Genomic DNA, 15,169 nt, shown 5'->3' on the forward strand with positions numbered 1-15,169 from the left:
GCAAGCTGGACCGGTTCGGTCGAGCGTATCGGTTTCAATGTGGGGACCGTGGCCTGTCTGGATGTGGAGGTGGCCGCAGCCGCCGGTGCTCGCCTGCTGTGGTTACGCAGCCCCGGCGAAGCCGTGTCTGGCCGCTAATCCGGAAAACCCTACCCTTGATAACGCGTTGCGTACCGTTCGCCGATAGGCGCTGGTCAGGTTATTTGCGATTGCCCTAATCTGACCCTGATGGCACTGGAACGCATGGCAGACTCCTGAACGGTGTCATCGGTACCACCCTAAGGGGGGGAATGTGATGTCTCCTTGCATCACATCAACTTAGGCAGATCCTCGAGCACCAACCTATGTTGGTGCTTTTTTTATGTCTGTCAGCCAGCGATTTCTGCCCCGGCAGATACCCTGTTTTCGCAGTGAATTCGCGAGGGGAACGGGGAACAGACACGGTTTTACGCTGTGACATTGCGGCCGCTGGGTTTTAACTGGATTCGGAGTCCGGTTCCCAGGCTAACCGTTCAATGGGCTGACCATCGGCGGCCACCAGGTTGAGCAGAATTGGCAGACCACCGAGAAATTCCAGCCCCTCTGACTGACGAAGCTCTTTGAGATACTGCTTTACCCGGCCACTGATCCACGGGTGCAGGGTCGCCTTGATGGTGACACCCTTGCAGCGCGAGCCCCTTTGCCGGTGCCAGTCCTGCAGAGCAGAGCGCAGTACCGGAAAGTGGGACTGGAACTGCTCGAAGTCGTCGGCCACCAGATAAATGTCGTACTGGTAGAGATTGCCTCGCCAGCTCATTCCTGCCTTGGTTTCCTTGAGCCGCAGCCGTGGTGCCAGGGTACCGTTGATGCCGGCTTCCCGTGGGCGGTAGCGGGCCCGTTCACGGGTGTAATGCTCCGGGGATTCCAGGTGGTCGAGGGCGTCAACCAGAGCGGCGCCGCTTTCCGGTCGATCTGCCGGGGCCTTGGCCAGCAACTGGCGCAGCAATGGCTGATAATGGCGGAGTGTGACTGGCAGTAAAGGTATCGGCTCACGCAGGTGGGCCTGCGCCATAGCGCTGGTATCCTCGCCGTGATAAGGCGGTTTGCCAGTGAGCATTTCGTAGAACACACAGCCCAGGGAATACAGGTCTGATTGCGGTGTCAGCGGCTGGGAGCGGTGTTGTTCCGGGCTCATGTATTTGGGGGTGCCCATGATGCTGTTGGTAGCGGTGACGCTGTTATCGCGCAGCATGTTGGCGGCGATGCCGAAATCCATCAACAGTGCGGAGCCGTCGGCACGGAACATCACATTGTCCGGCTTCACGTCCCGGTGAATGAAGCCATGCAGGCCGGCGTAGTCCAGGGCGCCAGCCAATTGCCGCAGCACGTTTTCTGCTTCCCTGGGCTCTATGCCATCGCGAATGCGCTGTTTCAGGCTGCCCCCGGTCACGTACTCCATGCTCAGATAATAGTAACCCTCGTGCTCGCCCACGTCGTACACCGGCACGATATGGGGATGATTAAGGCTGGCCACGGTGCGAGCTTCCTGCATGAAGCGTTCGGCAAAGCTGGGTTCCAGGGCGAGGGAGGGGGTGAGTATTTTGATCGCGACCTGGCGCTCGAAGGAATGCTGGGTAGCGAGAAAGACATGCGCCATGCCACCCTTGCCAAGGCGTTCGGTAATTCGGTATCCGGGAAGTCTGATGGCCATGCTGTTATCGAGGTCGTCCTGACCGATTATTGTTGTCGGGCCCGGGAAAATTTACTCGGGCGGTTCGCCGTAAAGCGCCTTCATTTCGGCTTCGGAGCGACGGGCCTGGGCCAGTTTCGCTTCCAGTCGCTTCTTCTGTTGATCGAGGCTGAGGAAAAAGCTGACCTTACTCTGCAGCAGTTGCGGATCAATAGGCTTGAACAGATAGTCTACGGCACCACTACGATAACCTTGTTGCACAAAGCGGGTTTCTTTCGAGATCGCAGTCACAAAAATGATAGGCACATTCTGGGTGCGCTGATGGGATCGCATGATGCCGGCTACTTCGAAGCCGTCCATTTCCGGCATTTGTACGTCCAGTAAGACCAGGGCGTAATCTTCCTTGAGGAGCTTGGCCAGGGCCGCATTGCCGCTGGTCACGCTGTCCAGATCACAGTCCATATCTTCCAGTACCACTTCGAGCGCCACCAGATTCTGCGGGGTGTCATCCACCAGCAGGATACGGGAGCGGGGTAGTTGCAGATTGTCGTCACTGGAATCGGCAGTGGTACTCATGATGTGATCCGGTTGGCGTAGTCGCTGAGACTTTAGTCTTACTCGATGTTATCAACTTTTTTCGGGGCCGTCTTGCTCTTCCAGCTTCCATTGTTGCACGGCCATCTGGGCTTTTACCTGTTCCAGCACATCCAGCAAGGTATCGCGGATCAGCTGGTCGAGTTGCTCGCCTTCTCCCTTGGCGGCACCGATCAGATCGTGGAGAAGTTGCTCAAGCTGCGGCCGGTTGGCCGGTGAGGCCAGGTCATCCACCAATTGATCCACGAAAGCGGTGCCGGTCTCGCGCACGGCGTCGCCGAGCAGGGCGATAGCCCTTGGCCCGGCCACGGGGATGGCCGCCAGGCGTTTACCGGCCTGGGTGCGGGTCAGCGATTCGTCGGTCAGGTGGGCGAAATATTCCGCCAGTTGATCGCGATACTGGCCGTGGCTTTTCTGGGTCGCGTCGGCGATGCGGGTGGCGATAAAACTCACCAGCTTGTCCTGGCGCGGTGCCAGTACCTGAGTTTCGATACGATGCAGCAGCGGACTGCCGCCACCGATTTCTCGTTGGGCGCCGCTTAAGACATTGATGACCACGCGGTCGGACACTTCCTCTACCACGATGCCGTAATACTTGAGGATAGTCTGGCCCAGCCAGGTTTGTGACAGGTCGATAATGCCCATGCGCTGCAGACGCATGACCAGGCCAACCACACGCAGAATCCGCAACCAGCGGAAACTGCCCACCGGAATACAGCCGAGCAGGTCATACCAGTGGGCAAAGGGGTAGAAGAACCAGCGGTGGTAGGTGCTGCGGGCAATGGCGACAATCCAGCGGATGACGAACTCGGTCAGGTAGACAGCGACGAAACAGAGGTCGTAGAACAGAAAATTACTGTGGATGGTATCCCGGTAGAAGGCATGGAATGCTGGCGTCATCTCTGCCAGAAACCCCTGTACCGGTGGCACCTGGAAAAGCCAGTCGAACAGGATCAGGCCAAGGTTGAGGATGACCAGGGCAATCATCAACAGATCGATAACAAAACCGATCGTGTCCAGATTGAGCTTCAGCTTTTCCGGGTGCAGTTTGATCTTCATGGGTTAGCCGCGAAACCTGGCCCATACCGGGCAGTGGTCGGACGGTTTTTCCATGCCACGCAGGTCATAGTCCACGCCGGTGGTATCGAGTTTTTCCAGCAGCGGGGCTGTGGCCAGGACGGTATCGATGCGCAGGCCCCGGCGTGGCTCGCGCTCGAAGCCCCGGGAGCGATAGTCGAACCAGGAAAAGATGTCATCAGTTTCCGGGTTCTGGTGCCGGAAGGTGTCGGTGAGCCCCCAATCGATCAGGCGCTGCCACCATTCCCGTTCTTCGGGCAGAAAGCTGGTCTTGCCCTCGCGTAGCCAGCGCTTGCGATTTGCTTCGCCGATGCCGATGTCCAGGTCGGTGGAGGAAATATTGAAATCCCCCATGACGGCCACCTGCTGGTCGGGTTGCTGGTGGTTATCCAGGTAGTTCTGCAGGTCCTGGTAGAACTTTTCCTTGGCAGGAAATTTGAGCGGGTGCTCGCGGTTTTCGCCCTGGGGGAAATAGCCGTTGAGCACGGTAATGGCAGAGCCATCGGAATGACGCAGGGTGCCAATGATCATGCGACGTTGGGCGTCCTCATCATCGGAGGGAAAGCCGTACTGAACCGATTCCAGCGGTTCGCTGGTAATCAGTGCCACGCCATAGTGGCCTTTCTGGCCAAAATAGTAGGGGTGGTAGCCCATGTCGCGAACCGCCTGTTCGGGAAACTCCGGGTCGTGAACCTTGGTTTCCTGCAGGCCGATCAGGGCCGGCTGATATTTATCGATGACTGCCTGCAACTGGTGCAGACGGGCGCGAATACCATTGATGTTGAATGAAATCAGGGTCATGGAGCCTCCTTTGTGCGGGCATTGTACACCAACAAAAGATGACCAAGGCAGACCACTCTGTGGCGTTATCGGACATGGTCCGGGGTGAACAGTTGCGGCTATGATGTCTCCTGAAACCGTGACTTCATCGTGGCGCCTGACGCAAGCCTTTGCCGCCACAGAAAATTCTTACGCCATGCATCTACGCTGAAGTCACGGTTTCAGGAGATCTCTTTTATTTTCGTGCCCAACTTAGGGAGACACCATGTCAGCAGTTTCCGCCGGTCGTCAGACGCTGGTCTTTGCCCACGCCAACGGCATTCCCGGCCATAGCTATGACACCTTTCTGGCACCGCTGGCGGACGAGTTCGATGTCATCATCATCGATCGCTTGGGCCACAATCCGGCTTACCCGGTGGATGCGGACTGGCATAGCCTCAGCCTGGAGCTGGAAGCCAGGCTCGAATCCCTGCCCAAGCCGCTGGTTGGAGCCGGACATTCGCTGGGGTCGGTAGTCATGTACCTGGTGGCCCAGCGCCGCCCGGAATGGTTTTCCGCGCTGATCATGCTGGACCCGCCGATGATGAATGGTTGGCACGGGGTGATGATGCATGCGGCGAAGCTGACCGGCATGATTGATCGAGTGACACCGGCGGGCAAGAGCAAGGGGCGGCTGGATTACTGGCCGAACTGGGAAGCCGTGGAAAGCTATTTTTCCTCACGCGGCCTGTTCCGGGCCTTTGATCCACGTTGCCTGGCAGATTATTTGCGTGCGGGGCTGGAGCCCTGGGAGGGCGGCTGGCGATTGCGTTTTCGCCCAGAGGTGGAAGTGGCCATTTTTCGACATACCCCCACGGCTGCCACACGCATGCCCAGGCTGAAAGTGCCTGGGGCAATTATCACCGGCAAAGGGTCACCATCTCCGTTTCTCGACAGTGCCCGGCGCCATGTGCGCCGCCACGGCATGCTCCACCGCATTGCGGAAGGATCGCACATGTACCCACTGGAGAAGCCTGAACAGACCCTGGCCCTGTTTCGCGAAACCCTGCAAACGCTGCAACAGGGGGAGGCGAGTTAATGGCTGCAAAAGAGAAGAAATTTCAGGTTTTCGGACAGGCTCTGGCCGCCCTCAGCTGGGACGGCGAGGGCGAGCCGGTGTTGGCCCTGCATGGCTGGCTGGACAATGCCGCGTCCTATATTCCGCTGGCGTCGCAGTGGCAACGCCCCATGGTGGCACTGGATTTTTCCGGTCATGGTCACTCGGACCATCGCCCCGACGGGGTGGTAACCCACCTGGTGGATCATGTGCGAGATGTGCTGGCAGTGGCAGATCAGCTCGGTTGGCAACGCTTTACACTGGTTGGCCACTCCATGGGGGCGGGGATTGCCTGCCTGTTTGCGGCAGCGTTTCCGGATCGGGTCTCCCGGCTGGTGCTGATTGAAGGATTGGGCCCGCCCAGCACGCCCGGTAAGGACGTGGCCAGCACCCTGCGCAAGGCACTGGATGACATGATGGCGTTGGCAGACAAGCGCAAGCCGGTGTACACGGACATTGCCGACGCGGTTGAGGCACGCACCCGCGGCTTCGGTGGACTCAGCCGGGAGGCGTCTGCGTTGCTGAGTGAGCGTGGCCTGATGCCGGTGACCGATGGCTGGACCTGGCGGGCGGACAGCCGCCTACGGCTGACTTCCTCGTTGCGGCTTACCGAAGAACAGGTGGAGGGTTTTGTTCGTGCCATTCAGGCACCGGTTTGCCTGATTCTCGGTGAGCAGGGCATGGGCGGCAACGGCATGTTCGATCACCGGCTGGACTGGTTGCCGGATGCCAGCGTGGTGCGTTTAGCGGGTCGGCACCATTTGCATATGGAAGCACCGGAGGTCGTGGCAGGCGCAATCAATACCTTTCTGGATGACAACAACCGCTGACTGACCAAAAGCACCAGACCTGTCCAGGCCACTGCCTGAAAGGGTCATGTATTGCCTTGCCCAGGCTCGCTAAGCTTCAGGAAAAATGTATTCAAGGAGCGCGTTACGATGAAAGTGGTTGAGGTAGCCTCGCTGACCGATTACGTGGGCAAGGAACTGGGAGCGTCCGACTGGTTCCAGATAGATCAGGACAGAATTAACGCTTTTGCTGACGCGACCCTGGACCATCAGTTCATTCATGTGGATCCGGATCAGGCCAAGAGCACCCCTTTCGGCACCACCATTGCACACGGTTATCTGACCCTGTCGCTGCTGCCTTATCTGCAAGCCTCCATTGATGGCTTCTTGATGCCCAAAGGCATGAAAATGGCCATGAACTATGGCTTCGACAAACTGCGATTCATGGCACCGGTGAAAGAGGGCAAGCGGGTTCGAGCAGTAGCCACCTTGCTGGAGGTCACCGAAAAGCGTGAAGGGCAGTGGTTGTTGAAATTCGCCTTTACGGTGGAAATCGAAGGAGAGGACAAGCCGGCACTGGTTGCCGAGTGGTTGCTGATGTACTTCGTCTGAGACAAACAGCGCCATAGAGAGAATCACAAGGTCTCCTGGTCAGGTCTGTCGTTTTGTGCACGGCAGGCCTGTTTTTTTATCGCACACTCCTCTCGACAGACATAACTGATGTCAGCTTTGAAAGTTCGGGTTCTACACAAGGTTGATCAAATAAGCTACTGATTTGGCTCAGGTTGAGTTGTGGCGCTGGCCGTTATTGTTGCTGGCAAAATAGCGCATTTCGACGTACTGTACAGGGGAACTTTCGTGTTAGAGCGAATTTGTCGCCACCCCGTATCAGGGCTTCCCAATGTTGCACCGTCCCCGACAATGGCTTCGCCGTCTGGTAGACAACCGTTCTGCCATCCGTCGTGATCTGCGCCTTAGCCTGACCCATGCAGCGGATATTCCCCGCATGGTCCTACCATTGGGCCGGGAGCCAGGTGTTCGCTCGGAAATGGCCTGGTCATCCTACTCCAGCCGCGGTGAGGCCCTGTTCTCGCTCTTGCAGTTGCTGGTGCCGGCCACCCGTGAGTCCATCAGCCAGGGCACCCTGGTCTGCCATCCTCCGCGGACCACCCATGAAGGGCGCTCTTCGCGCTGGTTCTTCATCAATGGCATGGGAACGGCCGGGCCGGTGGCGCTGCTCAATGCCAGCGAGATCGCGCGGATTTTTCGCCGTCCGGTGCACCTGATCCATACCCCTACATGGGGACTGATCCGCGATGTGGCCGAGTCGATTACCGCTCGTACCCTGCGCAAGGACGGCAAACTGTCGCGCCCGGCGTTGAATATCCTGGTGGAAGCACTGGAAAATAATGATCAGGTAGTGCTGGTCTGCCACTCCCAGGGCACCATTGTTGCCAGCTATATCGTGCGCAAACTGCTGCGTCACCCGAGCGCCCGGCAACTGGTCAAGAAGCTGGAAATTTATTGTATCGGTGGGGTGGCCGACAGCCTGGAAATCGATCCGCAGCTGACGCTTGCGGCCGGTCACCCGGTGCCCTATGTGGAACACTTTGCCAACGGCCGTGATTATCTGGCGCAGATCGGCATTCTTTCCCATCTGGACAGTACCGCTGGCACTGTCTATTGCCTGGCCGACCGCCCCGGGCATCTTCTCAACGAACATTATCTGCCTGCCATCGCGCGCGGGGATTTTTGTCAGCGTCATTCCCGGCTTTACGGGTATGTGCGAGGGCGAGAGCCCGGCCTGAAAGGGGCGCTGTCCGTGGTAAAAAAGGGAATGGAGCCACATGGATAACAACAACAAACCGGTGCTGCTGTTTGTCGATGACTCGAAGGTAATGCGTCTTGCTGCTGACAAGATGCTGGGCAGGGAATTTCGTGTCGAAGTGGCGGAAAACGGCGTCGAAGCCTGGGAAATGATCTGCCACAACCCGACCATCAGCGTGGTTTTTTCCGACCTGGCGATGCCGGAGATGGACGGCTTTACGTTACTGAAAAAAATCCGCACCAGTGACGATGACGGCATTGCCGGTCTGCCGGTGATCATCGTTACCGGTGCCGAGAACGACGAGGAAACACGCAGCGAAGCCCTACGTCTTGGCGGCACCGACTTCATCAGCAAACCGTTCAATTCCACGGATCTTCTGGCCCGTGCTCGTGCCCATGCCCACTACCAGCGTGAGCGCAAGGAACTGGCCCGCCAGGCCATGATCGATCCGCTCACCCGACTCGGTAACCGTCGTTATCTGCAGCATCGCCTGCGCCAGGAGCTGGCGCTGGCCAGTCGTCAGCAGATCCCGCTATCGGTTGTGCAACTGGAGATTTACCAATTCAATCAACTTTTCGTACAGCTCGGTAAACGTAGAACCGATATGGTGTTGATGAAAATGGCGCAATTGATGCGGGGAGTGGTACGTAAGGAAGATTCGCTGGCAAGAAGCAGCGTGGCCCAATTTACCATTCTGCTGCCCAGTGCCGGAGCCAATGGCGCCCAGCGTTTTGTCGAGCGGGCGTTGAAGGTCAGCGAGAAACTGGCTTTCCAATTTCGCGGCCGGGCACAGCAATTGCCGCTGTCGGTGGTCATTCATACGCCCACTGCGCATACCGGGCTGATGCCCCGCCAGGTTCAGGCGGTATTGGATGAACAGATGAGCAAGGCGCGCCTGGCCGGGCCCGGGGCGGTGGTCAGAGATGGCCCCGATGAGCCTCTGGCCACCGCCCTGACGACGCCTTCGATAACCATAGAGCAGGCACTCACCCTGTTGCGGGCTGGCAAGCCCCGTGTGGTGGTGAATGCATTGCCGGACTTGAAACGCCAGCTGGCGCCCCTGTTGAAATTGATTGAGCAGACGCCGGCGGGTCAGGAGACAGCATGAAGGTAATGGTTGACCGGGAATTTCCTGTCGGCGTGGACCGGCTTTATGAGATTCTCACCAGCAAGGCCTATTTCGAACAACGATTCGAATGGGGCAAGGTAAATGACTACCGTTTCCAGGCCTTCCAGGAGACCGGGGAAGGTCTGCTGATACAGATCGTTCAGCCGATACAGATTCGCACCGAAAAGGTACCGTCATTTGCGCGGCGTTTGCTGCCCAGTCAGGCGGATTTGCTGACGGAATTCCTGTGGCAAGCCACCGGCCGGCCGGGTTTCTATCAGGCCCGCTATCGCTTTCAGCTTGGCAATGTGCCGTTGAAAATCAGTGGCACCATGGTGCTCAACGCCGACGGTGAGTCCCAGTCCATCCAGCAAACCCAGGTGGAAATCACCTCATCGGTTCCCCTGGTGGGCAGGAAACTGGTGGATCTGGTGGCGCCGAAAATTGACGATGCTCTGGCAGGGGATTACCGGCATACACTGCGTTATGTGGAACAGTTTGCCTGACGTGGCTGGAATAATTTTTACCACAGAGTGCACAGAGAACACTGAGTGAAAACCGGGCCATGACTGCCATGTTATCGCGGGCACTGAAATGCGCGGCGAGGTACGGCGGGGCTTTTGATCTTTCTCAGTGTCCTCTGTGCCCTCTGTGGTGAAACCAGTCTTTTGCTCTTAGCGCCGATACCTCGCCCCTAACTCCCGCAATCCCCGCTCCCAGCGTTTCCTGAACCAGCGCTTGCGCCGCCATTTCGCCCGTGTATAGCCGGAGGCGATGTGCAGGGCGTTATCGCTGTTCAGGGCATCCAGGATCTGCTGGCTGAGCTCCTCTCGGGTGACCGGGCTGCGAGCAATCTTGCGCTGGAAGCGAGCGTCGCTGAGCGGGTCGGTGGCGCACAGGCTGCTGGCCTGCTCCTGATACAGGGGGATCACCAGGGTGGTCACCCTGATACCGCTACTGTGCAATTCACTGTGCAGGCTTTCTCCCAGGGCCACGATGGCGGCGCTGGCAGCGCTCTGGGCGCCAGCCAGAGGCCCTGCCAGGATGCCGTATTCCGGTACCACATTGAGAATCCGGCCACCTTCTTCCTGGCGGTGCATGGCGCTGATCGCGCTCTGGCACAGATTTACCGTATCCATCAGTTGCTCATCCATAACCCGCTGCCAGTGTGATGTCTGGGTCGCCTCGAAAGGGCCGAGGGTCAGTGGCGCGGGCAGGTTAATCACGGTATCCAGCTGTTGCCAGCGACGTAGCACCCGTTCTACACCCCGTTGACGGTCGCGGGAGCTGCCGGGAAGACAATCCAGGAAAAGCGCTTCTCGACCATTGCCGTGCAGGTTGGCACAAAGTTGGTTTCCGAGTTGCCCATCCGCGTCTGCCAGGGCAACCCGAAAATGCTCTGCAGCGTCACTGACCAGGGCCTGACCAAGTTCGGAGCAGGCATTGCTGATAAGCAGGGTAGGCTGATGTTTCAAGGGATCTCCGGGAAATAATCATTGAAAGTGAACAGGTGTTGACTTTCCATTCTTGTGAGTTAACATGTGTTCACTAAAACAATTTAAGAGGAGCGTTACCCATGACTACTATCTCTCGTATCAGTAAAGACATTTTCGCTCTGGTTGTGGCTGTTCTGTTCACCGTGCTGATGGTAGCCGGTCTGGCCGATCAGGGGAAAAATCTGTTCCCGGCCATGCTGGCATTTGCCGCCATGGTGCCGATCGTTGGCAGTGCGGCGGTGGCCATCAAGCGTGACTGGGACAACCGCGACCATCACTTGTCAGTCTGACCTTGTCCGGCGTGGGCGCTTGCCGCCTGCGCCATTCTCTCTGCGTCGGCTACCGGCCTCTGCAGCACCTGTTCTTCCTCTTCGCTGCGTGCCAGCACTACGGTGACGACACTGTCGCCCCATACGTTCACTGCGGTGCGGAACATGTCCAGTAGCCGGTCGGTGACCAGAATCAGGCCGATGGCTTCCGCCGGTAGTCCGATGGCAGCCAGTATCACGGTGATTGCCACCAGGGACGCGGCCGGAATACTGGCCACGCCAATGGAGGTGAGTACCGCGGTTATCACGATCATGAATTGTGTCGCCAGCGACAGGTCCATGCCATAGGCCTGGGCGATAAACATGGCGGCCACGCACTCATACAGGGCCGTGCCGTCCATGTTGACGGTGGCCCCCAGTGGCAGTACGAAGCTGCTGCTTCGTTGTGATACCCCGGCCCGGTTCTGCACGCATTCCATGGTCAACGGCAGGGTAGCTGCGGAGCTGGCCGAGGAAAACGCGGTGAGCAGGGCCGGTGTCATGGCTTGGATGTGCCGCAACGGTGAGCGGCGCGCCAGGAAAAACACCAATGCCGGCATGAAAACAAAGGCATGCAGGGTGAGTGCAACGACCACTGAAGCGAAAAACCAGGCCAGCGGCTCGATGGCATCAAGGCCGGTGCGGGTCACCGTGGCGGCAATCAGGGCGAACACCCCCAGCGGTGTGAAACGAATCACCAGCATGGTGATTTTCATCACCACCTGATAAATCCCCTCGATCAGATCTCGCAGACTGCGGCCGGCATCATTGCGTTCGGTGCGCAGAAAATAGCCGAACAACAGGGCGAACACGATAAGGCCAAGCATCTGCCCATCGGCAGCGGCAGCAATCAGGTTGGGGGGTAGCATCTGCATCAGGATCTGGGTGAAATCCCCGGCGCCTCGCCCTTCGATGCCAGCCAGTACCGCTTCGGTATCACTGGCCAGACCAAGCAGGTCCCGGGCCGGTTGGCCGTCGATGACCCCGGGGCTGAACAGATTGACAGTCAGCAGCCCGATCAGCACCGCGACCACGGTGGTGGTCATGTACAGTGCTACCGTTTTTAGCCCCATTCGACCCAGATTGTTGCCGTCGCCGACGCTGGTCATGCCATTGATGATGGCGGTGACAATCAGGGGCACCACCACCATTTTCAAACCATTGATGAACAGACTTCCTACCAGGTCGTAACCGGCCAGTATCGGGACCCCGAACAGGGTAGTGGACTCGCTGGTCAGGCTGCCGACCAGGGCGCCGGCCAGCATGGCAATAAAGATCTGGTGGTGTAGCTTCATGGTGTTCCCTATCGGTTGTTGTTATGGCTCAACGCGCGAACAGGATTACAAGACTACCTGATCCTCGGTGGTGTCACATGGCTGAAATGGCAGGAACCCTTCTACAGCAGCTGGCGCAATGCCGTCGGGTCAATGCGGGTTTGCAGGGCGTTCTGATAGGCCGCCTTCAGTTGCTGGTCGGCTTCCACCGGTCCCAGTCTTTCGCACAACAGCACATAAGTACGGTTGAGCTGATCGCGCAGGGCGGCCAGTGTCAGTGGGGCCAGCGGGCGTTCCGGAGCTTGCAGCCAGTATTCCATGGTCAGCCGGGTTTCCGCCCCGACCTGATTGCTGCGCAGTTGGGCGGCCATGTCCAGCCGCAACTGGCTTGCCGCACGGGCGCCAATGCCTTCCCACAGCGAGCGCATGATCTGCTCGAACGCCTGGCTGCAGGGGTGCTCCCGGGCGGGATTTTCCTCGCTTCCGGCCAGCGGATCGTCGGCCAGTTCCTGCTCCGACAGTGTCATGGCCTGCACCAGGCTCATATGGATCTGATGCCGGCGCTCCCCCAGGTCGAACATCTGACACAACTCACTGACAAAGCCCTGCAGGGAAAAGCGAGGGCGTTCGGCATAGGTTTGTTGCCAGAGGCTGATCGCCTCCAGCAAGAGAGGTTCGTTCATGTAGGGCGTCAGCCCGGTGGCAATGGCGCGCCGTCGACGTTGCAGCTCCTGACTCATGGACGAGACTCCGCCGAGCGGGTCAGCTCACTGTTATAAAGCGTGTTCTGGGGAAACTCCGGATAGCCACTTTCTGCGTGTTCGCTCAGGTCCAGGCCGCGTTGTTCATTCAGAGCAGGGGCTCGCAGGCCTGTGAGCAAGGACACCAGCATGTACATCACCAGGGCGGTGAAGAAGGCCCAGCCAAATGCAACCACGATGCCCAGCAGCTGTACGGTAATTCGTTCCGGGTTGAACAGGTCACCATCGTAGAACAGTCCAGCGGCCAGGGTGCCCCAGGCACCGGCGAAGGCATGTACCGGCACCGCGCCGACCACATCATCGAGACGCAACGCCAGCAACATTCTCGCCCCGAAAGCTGCCAGCGCGCCGGCGACCAGGCCGGTGAGGACAGCAAAGCCAGGGGTCATCACGGCGCAGCCGGCGGTGACTGCCACCAGACCAGCCAGGCTGCCGTTAACGGTTTCCGTCAACAGAATCGGTCGGCGGCTGACCATGCGGTAGATCACGCTGCCCACCGCGCCGGCGGCGGCGGCAAGTTGGGTATTCAGGTTCACCTTGGCAATATCCACGCTGGCAGCCAGGGTGGAGCCGCCATTGAAACCGAACCAGCCGAACCAGAGGATAAAACCACCCAGGGCCACGTAGGACAGGTTATGCCCCGGGATGGTACGGGGCTGGCCGTGACGGTCAAAGCGGCCCAGTCGTGGGCCAACCACCAACACGCCGGCCAGGGCGCACCAGCCGCCGATGCTGTGCACCACCGTAGAACCGGCAAAATCAATAAAGCCGAGTTTGGCCAGCCAACCCTCACTGTTCCAGGCCCAGTGGCCGTAGAGCGGATAGATCAGCCCGGTAATGACAATGGCCCCGCACAGGTAGCCAACGTAACGGGTGCGTTCTGCCATGGCGCCGGAAGCGATGGTGGCAGCGGTGGCAGCAAACATGATCTGGAACAACAGCATGGCCCAGGTGCTGCCGTCGGCATGGCTGAGCATGAACTGGTCCTCGCCAAACCAGCCGGTGCTGCTGGTGCCAAACATCACGCCAAACCCCACAGCCCAGAACACCAGGGTACCCACGCACAAATCCATGTAGTTTTTCATCACCACGTTCAGTGCATTCTTGGCGCGGCTCATGCCACTTTCCAGCAGCGCGAAGCCCGCTTGCATGAAGAAAACCAGGGCGGCAGCCACGGCAATCCAGACCGTATCAACGGCGCTGAGCGAATCCGCCCTGGCCAGGCCGGGGAGTAGCAGTAAGGCAAACCAGGGTAAACGGCGCTGTGGCATGGTATGAATCCCATTCGTTAGTAGTGACGAAGGGGCAATTGCAACCGCTGTGCCAAGCCGGCCACGGAAGGGATTATGGGGGTGTGTCGTGCTTTTTTCGTATCTGCCTGCGCGGTTTTGGGGCGCAGTCTTGCGCTGGTGCGATGCTGTGCACTGCACTGGTTCGCTTGCTGGTCAGGCGCTGGCGCTTTCTGGCATGCAGAGTTGCTGGATGCGCTGAAACTGACGTTCGGTGACTTTCTGTACTGACAGGCGTGGCCGCACAACCAGTTCCATATCCGCAAACTCCGCGTACTGGCGAAGGGTTTTCAGCGACAGGGGCTGCGGATACGTGCACAGATAACGGATATCCACCTGATACCAGCGCGGTTCTTCGCGGCTGCTGCGATTGTCGAACCCCCCTGAGTCGAGATCAAACTGGCTGGGGTCCGGGTAGGGGGCACTGACCACACAGGCTTCACCGACAATGGCGGGCTGTGCGCAACTGGAGTGGTAGATCAGCACGCAATCACCTTCGTTCATCTCGTCGCGCAGACGATTGCGAGCCTGGTAATTGCGCACTCCGTCCCAGCCGCTGGTGCCCCCAGGACAGGCCTGCAGGTCATTGATGGAAAAAGTGTCGGGCTCGGTTTTCAATAACCAGATCGCGCTCACTGTTCCTCCCGGGGGTGTTTTTCCAGCAGGCACGCCTTGGCCTCTGCCAGGCTCGCACACACGTAGACCGGGAATTGCGGTTTGTTCAGGGTCAGCATCATGTTGGCAAAGGTACGGTTGAGTATGCTTTCCAGTACCAGCACTTTGGCCTCGGTAATTTGCTTGAAGTCTTCGCCGCAGGCATAGCGGGAGGCGGTAAAGTCGAGCCCACAGATGCGACCCACATAGATTGCCAGCTGTTTGCGCTGGAGATTCATGTTGAACAGGGTCAGTCGCTGTCGATAGATCGATAGTTCCACGCTCATGTCGACCAGGGTGCCGTTCTTCAAATCCACCAAGGTAAAAGGGCCGTCTTGGAACACCGTAACTGCGGTCATACTAATCCTTTCCAACAGCCTCCCAGAGAGCGTGAGCGCATCTTATACGCAATGCTGCTGTCGCTGAAATGATGGCACTTGATTTTCC

17 protein-coding genes are annotated in these 15,169 nt (G+C 58.6%); 7 read left to right on the forward strand and 10 right to left on the reverse strand.

The genetic code is table 11. The features are described 5' to 3' along the window. Nucleotides 1-475 precede the first annotated feature (475 nt). The 4 genes from B3Q33_RS06450 to xthA are packed head-to-tail and all read right to left on the reverse strand — an operon-like array spanning nt 476 to nt 4,141. Entirely contained in the window at nt 476-1,690 is a 1,215-nt protein-coding gene (locus B3Q33_RS06450) for a serine/threonine-protein kinase (protein WP_286827266.1), read from the reverse strand. A gap of 51 nt (nt 1,691-1,741) precedes the next feature. Continuing rightward, nucleotides 1,742-2,245, reverse strand: a complete 504-nt coding sequence (locus B3Q33_RS06455) for a response regulator (protein ID WP_035244105.1) — start codon at nt 2,243-2,245, stop codon at nt 1,742-1,744. Nucleotides 2,246-2,296: 51 nt separating this feature from the next. After that, nucleotides 2,297-3,322, reverse strand: coding sequence for an ion transporter (locus B3Q33_RS06460; protein WP_035244108.1), 1,026 nt, complete (start codon nt 3,320-3,322; stop codon nt 2,297-2,299). 3 nt (nt 3,323-3,325) lie between these two features. After that, nucleotides 3,326-4,141: an exodeoxyribonuclease III gene (gene xthA, locus B3Q33_RS06465; RefSeq protein ID WP_272962656.1), complete on the reverse strand. Its 816-nt coding sequence runs from the start codon at nt 4,139-4,141 to the stop codon at nt 3,326-3,328. Between the two features lie 244 nt (nt 4,142-4,385). Here xthA and B3Q33_RS06470 point away from each other — a divergent pair, with 244 nt between their 5' ends. The 6 genes from B3Q33_RS06470 (at nt 4,386) to B3Q33_RS06495 (ending at nt 9,446) form a co-directional block, all read left to right on the forward strand. Continuing rightward, nucleotides 4,386-5,198: an alpha/beta fold hydrolase gene (locus tag B3Q33_RS06470; protein ID WP_272962655.1), complete on the forward strand. Its 813-nt coding sequence runs from the start codon at nt 4,386-4,388 to the stop codon at nt 5,196-5,198. Then, a complete protein-coding gene (locus B3Q33_RS06475) occupies nt 5,198-6,046 on the forward strand; it encodes an alpha/beta fold hydrolase (protein WP_272962654.1) in 849 nt (282 codons plus the stop codon). The genes B3Q33_RS06470 and B3Q33_RS06475 overlap by 1 nt, the downstream gene beginning before the upstream one ends. 108 nt (nt 6,047-6,154) lie before the next feature. Beyond that, nucleotides 6,155-6,616 carry a MaoC family dehydratase gene (locus B3Q33_RS06480; protein WP_272962653.1) on the forward strand — a complete coding sequence of 154 codons (462 nt, stop codon included), beginning with the start codon at nt 6,155-6,157 and terminating at the stop codon, nt 6,614-6,616. A gap of 289 nt (nt 6,617-6,905) precedes the next feature. Then, nucleotides 6,906-7,859: a hypothetical protein gene (locus B3Q33_RS06485; protein ID WP_035244113.1), complete on the forward strand. Its 954-nt coding sequence runs from the start codon at nt 6,906-6,908 to the stop codon at nt 7,857-7,859. Next, nucleotides 7,852-8,940, forward strand: coding sequence for a GGDEF domain-containing response regulator (locus B3Q33_RS06490; protein WP_272962652.1), 1,089 nt, complete (start codon nt 7,852-7,854; stop codon nt 8,938-8,940). The genes B3Q33_RS06485 and B3Q33_RS06490 overlap by 8 nt, the downstream gene beginning before the upstream one ends. Then, nucleotides 8,937-9,446, forward strand: coding sequence for a DUF2505 domain-containing protein (locus B3Q33_RS06495; protein WP_272962651.1), 510 nt, complete (start codon nt 8,937-8,939; stop codon nt 9,444-9,446). Before B3Q33_RS06490 ends, B3Q33_RS06495 begins: the two co-directional genes overlap by 4 nt. 168 nt (nt 9,447-9,614) lie before the next feature. Here the strand turns inward: B3Q33_RS06495 and B3Q33_RS06500 are convergent, their stop codons facing one another. Next, nucleotides 9,615-10,415: an SDR family NAD(P)-dependent oxidoreductase gene (locus B3Q33_RS06500; protein WP_272962650.1), complete on the reverse strand. Its 801-nt coding sequence runs from the start codon at nt 10,413-10,415 to the stop codon at nt 9,615-9,617. Between the two features lie 101 nt (nt 10,416-10,516). On the opposite strand from B3Q33_RS06500, the gene B3Q33_RS06505 reads away from it, so the two are divergent. Further along, nucleotides 10,517-10,726 (forward strand): hypothetical protein, encoded by a 210-nt coding sequence (locus B3Q33_RS06505; RefSeq protein WP_035244118.1) that lies wholly within the window; start codon nt 10,517-10,519, stop codon nt 10,724-10,726. Here the strand turns inward: B3Q33_RS06505 and B3Q33_RS06510 are convergent. The 5 genes from B3Q33_RS06510 to B3Q33_RS06530 all read right to left on the reverse strand — a co-directional run bounded on the left by B3Q33_RS06510 (nt 10,711) and on the right by B3Q33_RS06530 (nt 15,081). Beyond that, the gene (locus B3Q33_RS06510) at nt 10,711-12,039 is read right to left on the reverse strand and encodes a dicarboxylate/amino acid:cation symporter (RefSeq protein ID WP_272962649.1); all 1,329 of its coding nucleotides are present in this window, start codon (nt 12,037-12,039) and stop codon (nt 10,711-10,713) included. The two genes, B3Q33_RS06505 and B3Q33_RS06510, sit on opposite strands and share 16 nt — an antisense overlap. Before the next feature lie 101 nt (nt 12,040-12,140). Beyond that, nucleotides 12,141-12,758, reverse strand: a complete 618-nt coding sequence (locus tag B3Q33_RS06515; RefSeq protein WP_035244123.1) for a hypothetical protein — start codon at nt 12,756-12,758, stop codon at nt 12,141-12,143. Then, on the reverse strand, nt 12,755-14,050 hold the full coding sequence (locus B3Q33_RS06520; protein ID WP_272962648.1) for an ammonium transporter: 1,296 nt from the start codon (nt 14,048-14,050) through the stop codon (nt 12,755-12,757). Before B3Q33_RS06520 ends, B3Q33_RS06515 begins: the two co-directional genes overlap by 4 nt. A gap of 174 nt (nt 14,051-14,224) precedes the next feature. Then, nucleotides 14,225-14,704, reverse strand: a complete 480-nt coding sequence (locus tag B3Q33_RS06525; RefSeq protein ID WP_272962647.1) for an EVE domain-containing protein — start codon at nt 14,702-14,704, stop codon at nt 14,225-14,227. Further along, on the reverse strand, nt 14,701-15,081 hold the full coding sequence (locus tag B3Q33_RS06530; protein WP_035244128.1) for a hypothetical protein: 381 nt from the start codon (nt 15,079-15,081) through the stop codon (nt 14,701-14,703). Before B3Q33_RS06530 ends, B3Q33_RS06525 begins: the two co-directional genes overlap by 4 nt. Nucleotides 15,082-15,169: the final 88 nt, after the last annotated feature.

The organism is Alcanivorax sp. UBA3183, from assembly GCF_002364155.1.
Taxonomy (GTDB): Bacteria; Pseudomonadota; Gammaproteobacteria; order Pseudomonadales; family Alcanivoracaceae; genus Alcanivorax; species Alcanivorax jadensis.